Consider the following 14,832-nt stretch of genomic DNA (forward strand, 5'->3'; position numbering starts at 1 on the left):
AAATGCAAGATTTATTAAAAACTTTAAAAATCCTTATTGTTGAAGATGAAAAAAGGTTAGCCCAACTTTTAAAAGAGGCTATAAGTGATTCGTTTTTTAAAGTAATTATTGCAAAAGACGGAATTGAGGGATTAAAAAAATACAAAAGTTTTAAACCTGATATTGTAATAACAGATATAATGATGCCACAACTTGATGGATTGAAAATGACTTTAAAGATAAAAGAGATTGATTCAAATACACCTATTATAGTTTTAAGTGCACACTCTGATAAAGAAAAACTTTTAAAAGCTATTGATGTTGGAATAAATAAATATTTTATCAAACCTTTTGACCCAGATGAAGTAATAGAACATATAAAAAAATTAGCTCCAAAAATAGAAAAACAGAAAATTTCTATTTTAAAAGATGAGTTTATTTTTGATAATAACAACTTCTCCTTACATAAAAATGAACAACTTATAAATCTTACAAAAAGAGAAAAAGAGTTTATATATCTTCTTATCAAAAACAAAAACTCAATAGTTAAAACCCAAACTATTAAAACCTCTCTTTGGGATGAAGAGGTAAATGATGAGAGATTAAGAACATTTATTAAACGATTACGTCTAAAAACTTCTAAAGATTTGATAGAAAATATTTCAGGACAAGGTTATTTAGTTTCTGTATTGAATAGTTAGAGTTTTATTTTTTATCAGACTTTTATTTATAACTTTAGATTGTTTGATATTTCCTATATTTGATGAGGTTTCTATAAAATTCTGTAAATAATAAATACCTTTATAATCTAAACAACTAATAGTTTCAATCATAGAATTTATATCATTTTCATCTAAAAGATTTGTATTTATTGTAGTTCTTAGTTCAAAATCAAAATCTATTTTTATTAAATATTTTATAGTTTCTATTACTTTATCATAAAAATTTGTGGCTGTAATTTGAGAAAATTTATATTTAGGAGCTTTAAAATCAATAGCTATAAAATCAACTAAACTCTTATTTATTAGATTTTTTACTAAATTTAGATTTGTTCCATTTGTATCAAGTTTTATTTTAAAACCTAACTCTTTTATCTTTTTACAAAAAATTTCCAAGTCATGTAAACTTGCTTCGCCACCACTTAAAACAACAGCATCTAGTAAACCAACTCTTGATTTTAGAAACTCTAAGATTTCTAAAAAACTGTAATTTCCTTCTTTTGTATAAACTATATTATCATTATAACAATACAAACATCTAAAATTACACTTAATAAACCAAATTATGCAAGACAAATGCCCTACATAATCTGTTGTTGTAAATTTTGTGAAATCATAAATTAGTTTTTGATTCAGTAAATTTAACTCTTTGTTTGTGTTCACCTTTTTTTCCTATATTAAAGCTTTCAACTGGTCTATGATAGCCCATAACCCTAGTATATACTATACATTTAGTTCTTTTTTGGCTATTTTTCTCAAGCAATTCTGAATTTGTCATCTTTTAACTCCTTTTTTAAAATCTCTTCATCGCATTTTGGACAAAACTCATGTTCACCTTCTATATATCCATGAATTTCACAAATAGAAAATACAGGAGTTATAGTGATATATGGCAATCTAAAATTTGAGATTACATTTTTTACAAATTTTCTACAAGCTTCAACTGATGAAACTTTTTCTCTCATATAAAGATGAAGAACTGTTCCACCTGTATATTTGCATTGTAATTCATCTTGTAATTCCAAAGCTTCAAATGGGTCTTCTGTGAAATCAACTGGAAGTTGAGAAGAGTTGGTATAATAAATATTTTTATCAAAGCCAGCTTGAATAATATCTTTGTATCTTTTTTTATCCTCTTTTGCAAATCTATAAGTAGTTCCTTCTGCTGGTGTTGCTTCAAGATTATATAAATTTCCTGTCTCTTCTTGATATTTAATCATTTTATCTCTCATAAAATCTAATATTTCGATACAAAATTGATTTCCTATTTTTGTTGAAATATCAATATTTTCTCCAAAATAGTTTTTTAACATCTCATTCATACCATTTACTCCAATAGTTGAAAAATGGTTATTAAAATTTTTTAAATATCTTTTTGTATAAGGATAAAGACCTCTTTCATACATACTATTTATAAATTTTCGTTTTGTTTCTAAACTCTCTTTTGCTAAATCCATTAACTCTTCTAATCTTTTTAACAAAGCATTTATATCATTTTTATATAAGTACCCAAGTCTTGCCATATTAATAGTTACAACACCAATACTTCCAGTCATTTCTGCACTTCCAAATAGACCTCCACCTCGTTTTAGAAGTTCTCGCAAATCAAGTTGTAATCTGCAACACATACTTCTTACATGTCCTGGTTTATAGGCTTGTTCGTTTTGTATCAAATTTCCTTTTTCATCTTTTGTATATTGACTTCCTATGAAATTTTGAAAATAAGAACTTCCTATTTTTGCGGTATTTTCAAAAAGTAAATCTGTATTTTCTCCATACCAATCAAAATCTTCAGTTATATTAACTGTTGGTATTGGAAAAGTAAAAGGTTGTCCTGTTTTATCACCTTGTGTCATTACTTCATAATAGGCTTTATTTATTAAATTCATCTCTTTTTGAAAATCTTTGTAAGTTAATTGTTCAAATGAAGTTAAACCTCTTTTTTGAATCTCTAAAAAAAGCTCTTCATCATAAAAATTTTTAAACAGATGTTCTTGATTTCTTGTTGGAATTTGCTCTTTCAAATCACTTGGAACAGTCCAATCAATAGTGATATTTGTAAAAGGACTTTGTCCCCACCTTGCTGGAACATTAAGATTATAGATAAAACTTCTAATTGCTTTTTTTATCTCTTTATATTCAAGTTTATCTTTGAAAACATAAGGTGCAAGATAGGTATCAAAAGAGCTAAAAGCTTGAGCTCCTGCCCATTCACTTTGAAGTATTCCTAAAAAATTTGCCATTTGACCTAAAGCTTCTCTAAAATGGTTTGGAGCATCACTTTCAACCCTTCCTCTTACTTGATTAAATCCTTCATCAAGTAAAACTCTCAAACTCCAACCCGCACAATAACCACTTAAACAATCTAAATCATGTATATGATAATCACCATTTCTGTGAGCATATCCTTGCTCTTTTGTATAAACTTTATCAAGCCAATAGTTTGCAATAATCTTCCCTGCACTATTATTTATAAGTCCAGCGTGAGAATATCCAGTATTTGAATTTGCTTTTATTCTCCAATCACTTCCATTTATGTACTCTTCTATGGTTTGTGTTGAGTTAATATAAGTTGTATCACTATTTAACTGTAAAACATGTTCCCTTTGGATTTTATGTAAATGTCTATAAAGTATAAAAGATTTCATAACTTCAAAATATCTAGCTTTATAAAGCTCTTTTTCTATAATATCTTGAATATCTTCAACAGCAACTACTCTTTTGCATTTTAGTTCAAATAAAACATTAAAGAATACAGAAATATCAAACTTTGTATTTACACTCTTAAATGCTTTTTTTATTGCATCTTCAATTTTATATGATTCAAATTTTTGTTTTGTACCATCTCTTTTTAATATATCAACTATCATAACCCTATCCTTTGTAATAGTTTTGTAATTTTAGAGGAGTTGTTCTTAAGCACTAATAAGCACTTTTGTCACAAAAGTGTCATTTTATGGTACTTCTTGCAATAAAAAATTTTAAATTGAGTATTTTTTATGCTTAAATTTTATAAATTTTAAGATGTTCTAAAGTTAAATTAAATAGAATGTTTGTTTTTATTAATTACAGAGGAAATAAAATGAGACATTTCTTAACATTAGCTGATTATTCTAAAGAGGAAATCTTAGAAATATTAACTTTAGCTAAACAAATCAAAGATGAAACTAAACGAAGAGAATTTAAAGATTATATGCCTAAAAAAACTTTAGGTATGATTTTTGAAAAAAGTTCAACAAGAACTAGAGTATCTTTTGAAACAGGTATTTATCAGTTAGGAGGTATTGGGTTATTTCTTTCATCAAATGATATTCAACTAGGTCGAGGTGAGCCTATGAGTGATACATCTAGAGTAATTTCTAGAATGGTTGATATGGTGATGATTAGAACTTTTGAACAAAGTAAAATTGAAGAGTTTGCAAAATATTCAAAAGTTCCTGTAATAAATGGTTTAACAAATGAATACCATCCAGTACAACTTATGGCTGATTATATGACTATTCAAGAAGCAGGACTAGATAAAGATTTAGTTGTTGCTTATGTTGGTGATGGAAATAATATGGCTCATTCATGGCTAAATATGGCTGCAAAACTTGGTTTTGAATTAAGAATTGCAACTCCAAAAGGTTATGAAGTAGATTCAACTATTTTAGAAAAAGCTCTTGAAATGGCAAAAGAAAGTGGTGCAAAAATCACTATCACAAATGACCCTAAAGAGGCTATTAAAGGCTCAACAGTTGTTACAACTGATACTTGGGTTTCTATGGGTCAAGAAGAGCAAAAAGAGAAAAGAGTAAAAGATTTTGCTGGTTATATGGTTGATTCAAATATGATGAAATTAGCACAAGAAAAAGCGATTTTCTTACATTGTTTACCTGCATATAGAGGTTATGAAGTTAGTGATGAAGTAATGGAAAGTTCTCAAAGTCTTATTTTTGAAGAAGCAGAAAATAGATTACATGCACAAAAAGGTGTAATGGTTTGGCTTGATAGAAAAAGAGACGAAAAATAGATGATAGATTTCGCTAAGTTTGTAAAATATTCAAAACCAGGACCTAGATATACTTCATATCCAACAGCTCCTGAGTTTAGTGAAACTTTCACACAAGATGATTTAAAAGAGTATTATAAAAACCAAAGTGAAAATAGACCATTATCACTTTATATTCATATGCCTTTTTGTAGAAGTGCTTGTTATTTTTGTGGTTGTAATACAATCTTTACTTCAAAAGAAGATAAAAAAACTAGATATATTGAGTATTTAAAAAAAGAGTTAAATATTTTAAAAAATCATCTAAATACAAAAAGAGTTGTAACGCAAATGCACTTTGGAGGAGGAACACCTACATACTTTTCTCCTTCTCAATTAGAAGAAGTTATAACTGCTGTAAAAGAGATTTTTCCAAACTTCGCTAGCGATGCAGAAGTTTCTTGTGAAGTAGACCCACGATATTTTACTGTTGAACATATGAATGTTTTAAAAGCTGGTGGTTGTAATCGTCTTAGTTTTGGAGTTCAAGATTTAGATGAAGAGGTTCAAAAAACTATTCATAGAATTCAACCTTTTGAATTAACTCAAAATGTAATTAAAATAGCTAGAGATGCTGGAATTCATTCAGTAAATACAGATTTAATTTATGGTTTACCATATCAGACAAGAGAGAGTTTCAAAAAAACTTTAGAAAAAATGATTACACTTAATACTGATAGATTTGCAGTATTTAATTATGCGCATGTTCCTTGGCTTATGAAAACTATGAGAAAATTTGATGAAACAACTTTTCCTAAACCACAAGAAAAACTAGAGATGTTAAAAGATACTATTGATTTCTTTACATCAAATGGTTATAAAATGGTTGGAATGGATCACTTTGCAAAACCTGAAGATGAGTTATTTAAAGCAATTGAAAAAGGTGAATTACATAGAAATTTCCAAGGCTATACAACAAAAGGTGGGGCTGATTTAATAGGAATTGGTTTAACATCTATTGGTAATGGTGTTGATTATTATGCACAAAATTTCAAAGAGTTAGAGCCTTGGGAAAATGCAATTGATAATGGAGATTTACCAGTATTTAAAGGTTATAGATTAAGTGATGATGACCAATTAAGACAATATGTAATTATGGAACTTATGAGTAATTTCTCTTTAAATATTAAAAGAGTTGAAGAAGAATTTAATATCAATTTCAAAGAGTATTTTGATGATGCATTAAAAGCTTTAAAAGAGTTTGAAGATGCTGATTTAATCAAAGTTTTTGAAGATAAAATAGAAGTTTCACAAACTGGAACTATGCTTATTAGAAATATTTGTATGCCATTTGATGCATACTTAAATAAAATTCCTGAAGAAAAAAGAAGATTCTCTAAAACTATATAAAAAAGTAGTTAAAACTACTTTTTTATTCTTTGCCCTCTTCCAAAAATCAGATATAAAATTGCTCCTAAAATTGGAAAAAATATTAATACTAAAATCCAAATAATTTTATTATAACCTGTAAATTCATGTTTTAAAATATCGATTAAGATATAGACATACAAAATAAAAGTAAAAAATACGAATATCATCATAAAAGATGAAATTATAATACCCATCATTTTAAACTCCTTTGTTAAAACTCTCTATATATTCATTCATCAAAGAAAAATCTACATCTTTTGAAATCTCTATTTCCAAATCCATTAAATAAAGATTTTTTATATTAAACTCTTTTAATTTTACTAAATCTTTTCCTGTTGTCAAAATAACATACTCTTTATACTCATTTTGGATTTTATCAATATCCTCTTTTAAAAAAGAGTAATGGTCTGGAAAACTTATCATTTTTATATCTTTTGGCAGATATTCAAGTAATCTTTTTGGTTTTGAAATAGCTGTAATCAATATAGTTTTAGTTGGAAGTTCAGATATTTTTCCATCTTTTTTTATACTTATTACTCTTTTAAAATCTTTTCCTTCAAGTAGTTCAATATCAGCTTGAGCATAAAAACCTTTTGGTTCTCTATATCCACCACTTGGTAAACAAAAGATATTTGTAGGTTCATCTTTTGGTCGAAGTAAAATATTAAATTTTGAAATATGATATTTTGAAAAACCATCATCTAAAAATATAATTTTACAAGCTAATTCTTTTGCTTTTAAAATAGCTGTTACTCTATTTTCACTTACTATTACAGTTGCTTTTGGTAAAGAGTTTGCTAAAAGCATAGCTTCATCGCCACTTGTTTTTACATCAACTAATATTTTACCTCTTAAACTTACTACTTGTAAACCTTTTGAAGCTCTTCCATAACCTCTTAAAATAATACAAACATCTTCATATTTTGATGCAAGATTTATTGTAACTGGAGTTTTTCCACTTCCACCAACAATAATATTTCCTACTGAAATTATTGGTATTCCAAACTCAATTTGTTTTGCCATTGCTCTTTTTGTAAGAATAATTAGCATATAAATAAAAGTTAAAGGTAATAATAAAAAAGAGATTATTTTTTGAAAGTTATTTGGAAAGAAGAGATACTCTTCAATCCATAAATAAAATTTTTGTTTCAAACTAAATTAAACCCATTGTGATGCAACTTCGATTACTTGGTCACATACATAATTTACATCTTCATCACTAAGTCCAGCATAAATAGGAAGTGATAAGATTTGTTGATAATTATTTAAAGCATTAGGAAATGCTGTAATTTTAATAGAATATTTTGTTTTATAATAAGATAAAAGATGTAAAGGGATGTAATTAAGTCCAGTTGCAACTCCTCTTTCTTTTAAAGCTCTTGCAAAAGCATCTCTATTTCTTGAAATTTTTATAATAAATTGTGTAAAAATATGCTCATCTTTATGTGGTAAAATCGTAATATGTTTTACATTTGATAATCTTTTTTCATAAAGTTTTGCAATCTCTTTTCTTCTTTTGATAAATTTATCTGTTTTATTTAATTGTGCCAATGAATAAGCAGCATCTAATTCAGATAAATCATATTTATGACCAATATCAACAACATCATAAACATAATCTAAGTTTCCATAACTATCATAAGCTGTTGTAAGTGCATGTGTTCTTAAAAGTTTTGCACGATTTGCAATCTCTTCATTATTTGTAACAATAACTCCCGATCTACTAATTGCATATTTTGAAGGAGAAGGATTTGTTGAAAAAATTGTCATATCAGCTCTTAAATTTCCAACCTTTTTACCTTTATAAGTTGTTCCTAAAGAGGCTCTACAATCTTCGATTAAAATGATTCCATATTTGTGAGCTATATCATAAATTCTATCTAAATCAGGAGCTTGACCACCAATAAAAGTAATAATTGCACCTCTTAGTTTTTTAGAATCATTAGCTGCAAGAGCCTCTTCAAACTTATCAATATCAATATTCATATCTTCCATATTGATATCAATAAAAATAGGTTCTGCATCAAAATGTCTTACAACTTCAGGTAAATTTATAAAAGAGTTTACTGACATTAAAATTTTGTCACCTCTTTTAAGTTTTATAGCACTTAAAGCTAGATGAATTGCAGCTGTTGATGTAGCAGTTGCAATAGCATATTTTGCACCAATATACTTTCTTATTCCATCTTCAAACTCTAAAACTTTTGATAAATCATTTTTTGAATCTAAAACTGATTTGATTTGATTAAATTCATCATTATCAATTGTTGCTTTATATATTGCAATATTTTTTCCCATTTATTAATTCCACCTTATTTTTGCTATTGTTGGTAATTTTCCCTTAAAAGCATTTGCTTTTACTCTATAACTTATTTTATCAATAAATGTTTCTTCAAAACCAAGTTTTAATAACTCATCTTTTGATTTATTTTCATCAATCATTGCTTTTAATAAATCATCCATCTCTTTATAAGTATGCCCAAGTTCTTCTTCATCACTTTGACCTTCCCATAAATCAGCACTTGGAGCTTTTCCTAAAATAGATTCAGGGACACCTAAATATTTTGCAAATTCAAACTCATCACTTTTATAGATTTCTCCAATTGGATTAATTGCACAGGCAATATCTCCAAAAATTGTTCCATAACCTAATAATATTTCACTTCTATTTGAAGTTCCAACAACAAGTGACTTTTCTCTTGAAGATACATCATATAAAACTGACATTCTCATTCTTGCCGAAAAATTCCCAATTCTTAATTTGTCTTCATCCATATTTTTTATAAAAGCACTAACCATTGGTTCTATTGAGATAATTTCATATTTGATGTTAAATTTCTCACAAACTTCAATTGCATGTTCTGTTGAGCTTTTTGATGAAAATTGTGATGGCATAAGAACACAATTCAAATTATCACCAAAAGCCTCTTTACATAAAATAGCAACAACAGCTGAATCTAAACCACCAGATAATCCAACAGTAACTTTATTTAGACCTGTTTTAGCAACTTCATCTTTTAAAAAGAAGATTAAATCTTGCTTAATTTTTTCCCAAATTATCATTCTTAATCCTTTATTAAGTAATTATATCTCATCTTTTTTTGTTTTTTCATAAATTTCATCTAAATAATTATTACTTATTTTAGATATGTTTTCTTTTCTTAACTCTAACTCTTTTTTGATATTCAAAAGTTCTTCTTCATCAAAGTATTCTAAGTATTTAGGATTTATTTCTATACTATCATTTGGATTTATCTTGATTAACTCTTTTATCTCTTCTATTAATATTTGTTTCATAATTATTCTTTATTAAATTTATTTAAAATCTCTTCTAAATATAGTTCCATTTTTTCAACACCAATATCACTTTGTGAATTTTGGCAAGATTTACAACAAGTTCCAGCATCTGTTAAATTTCCTAAATCATCAAGAGTTGTTGCACCTTTTTCTTTGATTGAGTAAATAATCTCACCTAAAGTTACATGTTTACAAGTACAAACCACAAAAGAGTGTGGAAAACTTCTAGCCATTAAAATCCTTCTTTTACACTATTTAAGATATCTTTACAATATATCTTTTTTTTAACTTTTCCAAAATCAGTTTCTTCAAATATACAATTTCTACAATCCGTTCCAGCAGTTGTAAGGTCTTGAATGTCTCTAAGAGTTTTAGCATTTTGATTAATTATTACATCTTCAATTTGTGCAATTGTAACTTTTTTACAATTACACACTTCATAAGTTTTTGGAAAATTTAACAATTTTTATAAACCTCTATCTTTTTTGATTATCTCATATGCTTCATTTATCTCTTGAAGTTTTTTTGTTGCTTCATCAATAATATTTTGTGCTGCACCCTGCCCTGAAATAATATCAGGATGATGTTTTTTTACTAAATTTCTATAATTTTTCTTTAAAGTTGCTGCATCATCATTTGGTGTTGATTCTAAAATTTCATAAGCTTTTTCTAAACTTGTAGCTTTATTTGAAGCTTGTTGAGCATAAAAAGCTTCAAAAGTTGAAACTAATCTATCAAAATCCTCTTTTTTTATTTTTAATGCTGTTGAAATATCTTCAGTTATCATTTTTTCAGTATTTGAAAACTCTTTATCAATAAATGCTAAATTTATAAGATATTCCATAATTTTTAGACGTTTATTGTAATCATTTCTTGTTAAACCATATAATTTTTCACTTAAAATAACTAAATTATCAAAACTTTGTTTTTCTGTTTCATATAAACTTTTTAATTTATTTCTTATCTCTTCAAAGTTTTCAAAATGACTTGAGATATCATTAAATGTATGTTTTAAAAGTTCTGCTTCAAGTTCACTTACTTTTCCATCAGCTTTTGCAACTTTTGCCATTAAAGCTACTAAAAGTCCTGCTTCGTGGTGTAATAAATCTCCTTGGAAAATCTCTTTTCTTTTTAAATTTATATTTTTGAACTCTTCTGTTTTATAATTTTTTCCAATAAAAAATAAAATAACAATAACAACTGCTAAAACTATTAATTCCATATTTTTCCTTAACTTCACGTTTAAATTTTTGGTTCATTTTATCAAATTTTAGGTAAAATCTCTCCCTTTAAATAGACAATGGAGTTACAAATGTTTGGAATGGGCTTTATGGAAATTTTAATAATTGCAATAATCGCAATTATCGCATTAGGACCTGACAAATTACCTGATGCAATGGTTCAAATTGCAAAATTTATCAGAAAATTTAAAACAGGTCTTGAAGACGCAAAATCAACTTTAGATAATGAATTAAATGTTTCAGAAATGAAAGCCGAAGCAAATAAGTTTAAATCACAAATAGAAGAGACTAAAGCTTCTTTATCAATAGAATCAAAAATTGATTTAGGTTTAAATGATATTTTAAAGGATGATTTAACTAATGATTCATCAAAAAATGAAACAAATGAAAAAATAGAAAAAGTTTCATTCAAAAAAGAAAAATTAGAGAAAAAAGAGGAAAATGCTTAATGTTTGAAGATTTAAAACCCCATATTGCTGACTTAAGAAAAAGATTAGTAATCTCAAGTTTAACTGTTATTGCAATGTTTTTTGTTTGTTTCTCTTTTTATGAACCAATTTTAACTTGGATGATGGTACCTGTTGAAGCAGCACTTCCTGCAAACTCACAAATGGTTGCAGTTGAAATTCAAGAGACATTCTTTACAGCTTTGAAAGTAGCATTTTTTGCAGGTTTTATAGTTTCACTTCCTGTTATATTTTGGCAATTATGGTTATTTCTAGCTCCAGGACTTTATGACCATGAAAAAAAACTTGTAGTTCCATTTGTATTTTTTGCAACTTTAATGTTTTTAATGGGAGCTTCTTTTGCTTATTATGTTGTAGTTCCTGTTGGATTTAATTTTTTAATTGCTTTTGGTTCTGCTGTTGTTACAGTTCTTCCAAGTATTGGTGCTTATGTTGGTTTCTTTACTAAATTATTGATTGGTTTTGGAATCTCTTTCGAGTTACCTGTTATTACTTTCTTTTTAGCAAAAATTGGAATCGTTGATGATAAAATGCTAAAAGATTTCTTTAAATATGCAATTGTATTTATATTTATTATTGCAGCTTTATTAACTCCACCTGATGTTATTAGCCAATTATTAATGGCAGCTCCATTGACTTTACTTTATGGAGTTTCTATTTATATAGCAAAAGTATTTAATCCTGCTCCAAAAGAAGAAGAGGAAGAGGAAGAATAAAATTGCTAGACCCATTAAAAACTTCGAGTTATGATTACGATTTACCAAAAGAGTTAATCGCAACAAAACCAGTAAGTCCAGCAGATAGTGCTAGACTTTTGGTTTACAATAGAAAAGAAAAGAAAATCACCCACACAATATTTAAAAACCTTATGGAAGTTTTACCTCCTGATTTATCAATCTTTTTAAATGACACAAAAGTTATAAAAGCTAGGATTTTTGGAGAAAAAGAATCTGGTGGAAAAGTTGAACTTTTATTAAATAAACCTCTTTTTATGGATAGATATCTTGTAATGATAAGAGGTAAAGTAAAAATAGGAACAAAACTATTTTTTGATGAAGATTTGATTGCAGAAGTAATTGAATTAAATGAAGATGGAACAAGAGTTGTTAAATTTTTCAAAAAAGAAAAAAACTTAGATTTTTTAGAACTTGTTGATATTTTAAATAAAATTGGTCATCTTCCACTTCCTCCTTATATGAATAGAGAAGATGAAAAAGAGGATGAGAAAGATTACCAAACTTTATTTGCTAAAAATTATGGAGCAGTTGCAGCTCCTACAGCTTCACTTCATTTTACACCTGAATTATTAGAAAAAATAAATAATAAATATGATGTAAATTATCTAACATTACATGTTGGAGCTGGAACTTTCAAACCTGTTGATGTGGATGAGATTTTAAATCATCCAATGCATAGTGAATATTTTGAAATAGGAATAGAAGCTAAAAAAGCTTTAGATAATGCAAAAAAAGTTTTAGCAGTTGGTACAACAGTAACTAGAACAGTTGAATACTATGCAAGAACAAATAAAATACAAGGTGAATGTGATTTGTTTTTAAATCCATCAAATCAACCAATAAAAGTTGATTATTTACTAACAAACTTTCATTTACCAAAATCTACACTAATTATGCTTATTGCATCTTTTGTAGGATTAGAAAAAACACTTGAAATTTACCAAGAAGCTATAAAAGAAAAATATAGATTTTACTCTTATGGTGATGGTATGTTAATAATTTAAAGGACAAAAATGCCATATTATGTACTATTTGATACAGAAACAACAGGAAACCAAGAAGAGGATAGAGTTATTCAATTTGGTGCAATGATTGTTGATCAAAAAGGTAAAGTTGAAGCTTTTGATGAATTTTGTTCAAGTGATATTGAAATAAAACTTGAAGCTATGGAAGTTCATAATATTACTCCTGATTTAATAGAAGGAAAACCAAAAGCAAATGAGACAAATTTTTATAAAAGATTAGAAGAGTTAAATTCAAATGAAAACTATTTAATCGCTCATAATATCTCTTTTGATATGGGAATGATAAAAAAAGAGGGATTTGTAAATCAATATCAAATCATTGATACTTTAAGATGCGCAAAACATCTATTCCCTGAACTTCCATATCACAGACTTCAATATATAAGATATGCCCTTGAACTTTATAAAGTTGAAGAAATAGAAGCAGCAAAACATAATATAACTATAAAAGCTCACGATGCAATTGGTGATGTTTTAGTTATGAAACTATTTTTGACAAAACTTGTATCAAAATGTAGAGAGATTTATCCTGATTATAATCCAATTGAAAAACTTGTAGATTTGACAAAAACTCCTGTATTTATCAAAACATTTAAGTTTGGAAAATACAAAGGTAAAGATGTTGAAACTGTGGCAAAAGAAGACCCAAGTTATTTAAACTGGATGAGAACAAGTATGGAACTTGATGAAGATTTAAAATATACTTTAGATAAAGTTTTAAAATCTTAAATATAAAAATAGATTAAATAAAATCATCAACAAATTTAAAATATAAAACGCCTTTTTATAAAATATTGATAAAAATGAAAAAATCAAATAAACAATAAAAAAATATAAAGGTGTTTTTACCTCATAGACAAAAAATTTATACTCTAAAAAATTTTTTATATACTCATCAAAATATATTGCAAAATCAAAAGTATGAGCAACTATCTCAAAAGGATAAAAAAGTGTAAAAGCTATTGTGATTATTATAGATAAAAATTGTTCAATTGTTGTTTGAGGAAAAAAAAGATGGACAATTGGATTAAAAATCAAAAACATCCAAAGATTAAAAAAAAATAGTTGAAAATATTTATTCAAATTTTTAAAATATTGCATAAATAAATATATGTAAAAAACAGCAATAATAGAAAACCAAAACCCTAAAGAGAAAATGTATTTAGGAAAAAATGCAATTACAATCAAAAAAGTATAAAAAAGTGTCATATATGAAAAAATTTTTATATTAGAACGAAGAAGATAAATACCTAAACAAAACATTACAAAAGCCCTCAAAAGCGAAGGAACAATGTCAGTTAAAATCAAATAATAGAGTAAAAAAATCAAAGTAAAAATTAATATATCAAATCTTTTATTTCGATATGGGAAAAATTTCTGATGAAAAAAACTATATGGAAAATAAACAATCCAATAAATACAAAAAGAGAGTACAACTATATGAAAACCACTCAAAGCTATAACATGAGCAATTCCATAATTTGTACAAATATCTCTTAACTCTTTAGAAATTGGAAGTGCTAAAAAAAGAGCTTGAAAAAGTTCACTTATCATTTTATCTTGATGATTTGAATTTATCTTTTTTATGATTTTATCTTTGAATTTTTCCTCTTTTTCTAAAAAATCAAAATATACAGTTTTTGTATAAAAACCTTTTAAATATTCTAAAAAACTTATATCTTTAGAAATAAAAACAATATTTAAAATCTGAAATTTATCTATCTTTTCATCTTTTGGAAAACTTGTAAAAAAATCAAAATTTGAAGCTTTTAATTTTAAAATATCAAAATCATCTTTTTGATAAATATTTAAAACTTCTACTTGTGTTTCAAAAATCTCTTCCTCAATCAAATCTAAATATTTACTATATTCAATAGAAAGATTCAGTAAGAAAATAAAAAATAAGAATAATATTGTTACAATTTGTTTACTTTTTTCTTTATAAATAATCATAAAGATTATTATA

19 protein-coding genes are annotated in these 14,832 nt (G+C 26.4%); 7 read left to right on the forward strand and 12 right to left on the reverse strand.

The features are described from left to right. Positions 1-2: 2 nt before the first annotated feature. Positions 3-680 (forward strand): response regulator transcription factor, encoded by a 678-nt coding sequence (locus AELL_RS07620; protein WP_118917371.1) that lies wholly within the window; start codon positions 3-5, stop codon positions 678-680. Here AELL_RS07620 and AELL_RS07625 read toward each other — a convergent pair. The 3 genes from AELL_RS07625 to AELL_RS07635 are packed head-to-tail and all read right to left on the reverse strand — an operon-like array spanning position 657 to position 3,568. Next, complete coding sequence (locus tag AELL_RS07625) at positions 657-1,361, reverse strand: anaerobic ribonucleoside-triphosphate reductase activating protein (protein WP_268878302.1); 705 nt, start codon at positions 1,359-1,361, stop codon at positions 657-659. The genes AELL_RS07620 and AELL_RS07625 overlap by 24 nt on opposite strands. Further along, positions 1,312-1,476: an anaerobic ribonucleoside-triphosphate reductase gene (gene nrdD / locus AELL_RS14415; protein ID WP_118917372.1), complete on the reverse strand. Its 165-nt coding sequence runs from the start codon at positions 1,474-1,476 to the stop codon at positions 1,312-1,314. Before nrdD ends, AELL_RS07625 begins: the two co-directional genes overlap by 50 nt. Beyond that, positions 1,454-3,568: a ribonucleoside triphosphate reductase gene (locus AELL_RS07635; RefSeq protein WP_118917373.1), complete on the reverse strand. Its 2,115-nt coding sequence runs from the start codon at positions 3,566-3,568 to the stop codon at positions 1,454-1,456. Before AELL_RS07635 ends, nrdD begins: the two co-directional genes overlap by 23 nt. A 212-nt stretch (positions 3,569-3,780) precedes the next feature. Between AELL_RS07635 and argF the strand changes: the two genes are divergently transcribed. Beyond that, positions 3,781-4,710 carry an ornithine carbamoyltransferase gene (gene argF / locus AELL_RS07640; RefSeq protein ID WP_118917374.1) on the forward strand — a complete coding sequence of 310 codons (930 nt, stop codon included), beginning with the start codon at positions 3,781-3,783 and terminating at the stop codon, positions 4,708-4,710. Beyond that, complete coding sequence (gene hemN / locus AELL_RS07645) at positions 4,711-6,078, forward strand: oxygen-independent coproporphyrinogen III oxidase (protein ID WP_118917375.1); 1,368 nt, start codon at positions 4,711-4,713, stop codon at positions 6,076-6,078. 14 nt (positions 6,079-6,092) lie between these two features. On the opposite strand, the gene AELL_RS07650 is transcribed toward hemN, so the two are convergent. From AELL_RS07650 to AELL_RS07685, 8 genes are read right to left on the reverse strand one after another with little or no spacing between them, the layout of a single operon-like run. Continuing rightward, complete coding sequence (locus AELL_RS07650; protein WP_118917376.1) at positions 6,093-6,296, reverse strand: PLDc N-terminal domain-containing protein; 204 nt, start codon at positions 6,294-6,296, stop codon at positions 6,093-6,095. Between the two features lies 1 nt (position 6,297). After that, complete coding sequence (locus tag AELL_RS07655; RefSeq protein WP_118917377.1) at positions 6,298-7,251, reverse strand: tetraacyldisaccharide 4'-kinase; 954 nt, start codon at positions 7,249-7,251, stop codon at positions 6,298-6,300. Between the two features lie 6 nt (positions 7,252-7,257). Next, positions 7,258-8,397, reverse strand: a complete 1,140-nt coding sequence (locus AELL_RS07660; protein ID WP_118917378.1) for a DegT/DnrJ/EryC1/StrS family aminotransferase — start codon at positions 8,395-8,397, stop codon at positions 7,258-7,260. Between the two features lie 3 nt (positions 8,398-8,400). Then, positions 8,401-9,162, reverse strand: a complete 762-nt coding sequence (locus tag AELL_RS07665; protein ID WP_118917379.1) for an NAD+ synthase — start codon at positions 9,160-9,162, stop codon at positions 8,401-8,403. A 21-nt stretch (positions 9,163-9,183) separates the two neighbouring features. After that, positions 9,184-9,396 (reverse strand): hypothetical protein, encoded by a 213-nt coding sequence (locus AELL_RS07670; RefSeq protein WP_118917380.1) that lies wholly within the window; start codon positions 9,394-9,396, stop codon positions 9,184-9,186. A gap of 2 nt (positions 9,397-9,398) precedes the next feature. After that, positions 9,399-9,629, reverse strand: coding sequence for a (2Fe-2S)-binding protein (locus AELL_RS07675; protein ID WP_118917381.1), 231 nt, complete (start codon positions 9,627-9,629; stop codon positions 9,399-9,401). Continuing rightward, positions 9,629-9,859 (reverse strand): (2Fe-2S)-binding protein, encoded by a 231-nt coding sequence (locus AELL_RS07680; RefSeq protein WP_118917382.1) that lies wholly within the window; start codon positions 9,857-9,859, stop codon positions 9,629-9,631. Before AELL_RS07680 ends, AELL_RS07675 begins: the two co-directional genes overlap by 1 nt. Before the next feature lie 3 nt (positions 9,860-9,862). Beyond that, positions 9,863-10,618 carry a TerB family tellurite resistance protein gene (locus tag AELL_RS07685; protein ID WP_118917383.1) on the reverse strand — a complete coding sequence of 252 codons (756 nt, stop codon included), beginning with the start codon at positions 10,616-10,618 and terminating at the stop codon, positions 9,863-9,865. 90 nt (positions 10,619-10,708) lie between these two features. Between AELL_RS07685 and tatB the strand changes: the two genes are divergently transcribed. From tatB to AELL_RS07705, 4 genes are read left to right on the forward strand one after another with little or no spacing between them, the layout of a single operon-like run. Beyond that, on the forward strand, positions 10,709-11,086 hold the full coding sequence (gene tatB / locus AELL_RS07690; protein ID WP_118917384.1) for a Sec-independent protein translocase protein TatB: 378 nt from the start codon (positions 10,709-10,711) through the stop codon (positions 11,084-11,086). Continuing rightward, complete coding sequence (tatC, locus tag AELL_RS07695) at positions 11,086-11,820, forward strand: twin-arginine translocase subunit TatC (protein WP_118917385.1); 735 nt, start codon at positions 11,086-11,088, stop codon at positions 11,818-11,820. Before tatB ends, tatC begins: the two co-directional genes overlap by 1 nt. 2 nt (positions 11,821-11,822) lie before the next feature. Continuing rightward, positions 11,823-12,845: a tRNA preQ1(34) S-adenosylmethionine ribosyltransferase-isomerase QueA gene (gene queA, locus AELL_RS07700; protein WP_118917386.1), complete on the forward strand. Its 1,023-nt coding sequence runs from the start codon at positions 11,823-11,825 to the stop codon at positions 12,843-12,845. A gap of 9 nt (positions 12,846-12,854) precedes the next feature. Further along, complete coding sequence (locus AELL_RS07705; protein WP_118917387.1) at positions 12,855-13,595, forward strand: 3'-5' exonuclease; 741 nt, start codon at positions 12,855-12,857, stop codon at positions 13,593-13,595. On the opposite strand, the gene AELL_RS07710 is transcribed toward AELL_RS07705, so the two are convergent. Continuing rightward, entirely contained in the window at positions 13,584-14,819 is a 1,236-nt protein-coding gene (locus tag AELL_RS07710; RefSeq protein WP_118917388.1) for a ComEC/Rec2 family competence protein, read from the reverse strand. The two genes, AELL_RS07705 and AELL_RS07710, sit on opposite strands and share 12 nt — an antisense overlap. Between the last annotated feature and the right edge of the window lie 13 nt (positions 14,820-14,832).

This window comes from Arcobacter ellisii, assembly GCF_003544915.1.
Taxonomy (GTDB): domain Bacteria; phylum Campylobacterota; class Campylobacteria; order Campylobacterales; family Arcobacteraceae; genus Aliarcobacter; species Aliarcobacter ellisii.

Bases quoted from the DNA above. Each gene is read 5' to 3' on its own strand.
- AELL_RS07650 (WP_118917376.1), bottom strand. From the start codon at position 6,296: ATGATGGGTATTATAATTTCATCTTTTATGATGATATTCGTATTTTTT.
- AELL_RS07710 (WP_118917388.1), bottom strand. From the start codon at position 14,819: ATGATTATTTATAAAGAAAAAAGTAAACAAATTGTAACAATATTATTC.
- AELL_RS07705 (WP_118917387.1), top strand. From the start codon at position 12,855: ATGCCATATTATGTACTATTTGATACAGAAACAACAGGAAACCAAGAA.
- tatB (WP_118917384.1), top strand. From the start codon at position 10,709: ATGTTTGGAATGGGCTTTATGGAAATTTTAATAATTGCAATAATCGCA.
- hemN (WP_118917375.1), top strand. From the start codon at position 4,711: ATGATAGATTTCGCTAAGTTTGTAAAATATTCAAAACCAGGACCTAGA.
- nrdD (WP_118917372.1), bottom strand. From the start codon at position 1,476: ATGACAAATTCAGAATTGCTTGAGAAAAATAGCCAAAAAAGAACTAAA.
- AELL_RS07620 (WP_118917371.1), top strand. From the start codon at position 3: ATGCAAGATTTATTAAAAACTTTAAAAATCCTTATTGTTGAAGATGAA.
- AELL_RS07665 (WP_118917379.1), bottom strand. From the start codon at position 9,162: ATGATAATTTGGGAAAAAATTAAGCAAGATTTAATCTTCTTTTTAAAA.
- AELL_RS07670 (WP_118917380.1), bottom strand. From the start codon at position 9,396: ATGAAACAAATATTAATAGAAGAGATAAAAGAGTTAATCAAGATAAAT.
- AELL_RS07635 (WP_118917373.1), bottom strand. From the start codon at position 3,568: ATGATAGTTGATATATTAAAAAGAGATGGTACAAAACAAAAATTTGAA.
- AELL_RS07660 (WP_118917378.1), bottom strand. From the start codon at position 8,397: ATGGGAAAAAATATTGCAATATATAAAGCAACAATTGATAATGATGAA.
- AELL_RS07675 (WP_118917381.1), bottom strand. From the start codon at position 9,629: ATGGCTAGAAGTTTTCCACACTCTTTTGTGGTTTGTACTTGTAAACAT.
- tatC (WP_118917385.1), top strand. From the start codon at position 11,086: ATGTTTGAAGATTTAAAACCCCATATTGCTGACTTAAGAAAAAGATTA.
- argF (WP_118917374.1), top strand. From the start codon at position 3,781: ATGAGACATTTCTTAACATTAGCTGATTATTCTAAAGAGGAAATCTTA.
- AELL_RS07685 (WP_118917383.1), bottom strand. From the start codon at position 10,618: ATGGAATTAATAGTTTTAGCAGTTGTTATTGTTATTTTATTTTTTATT.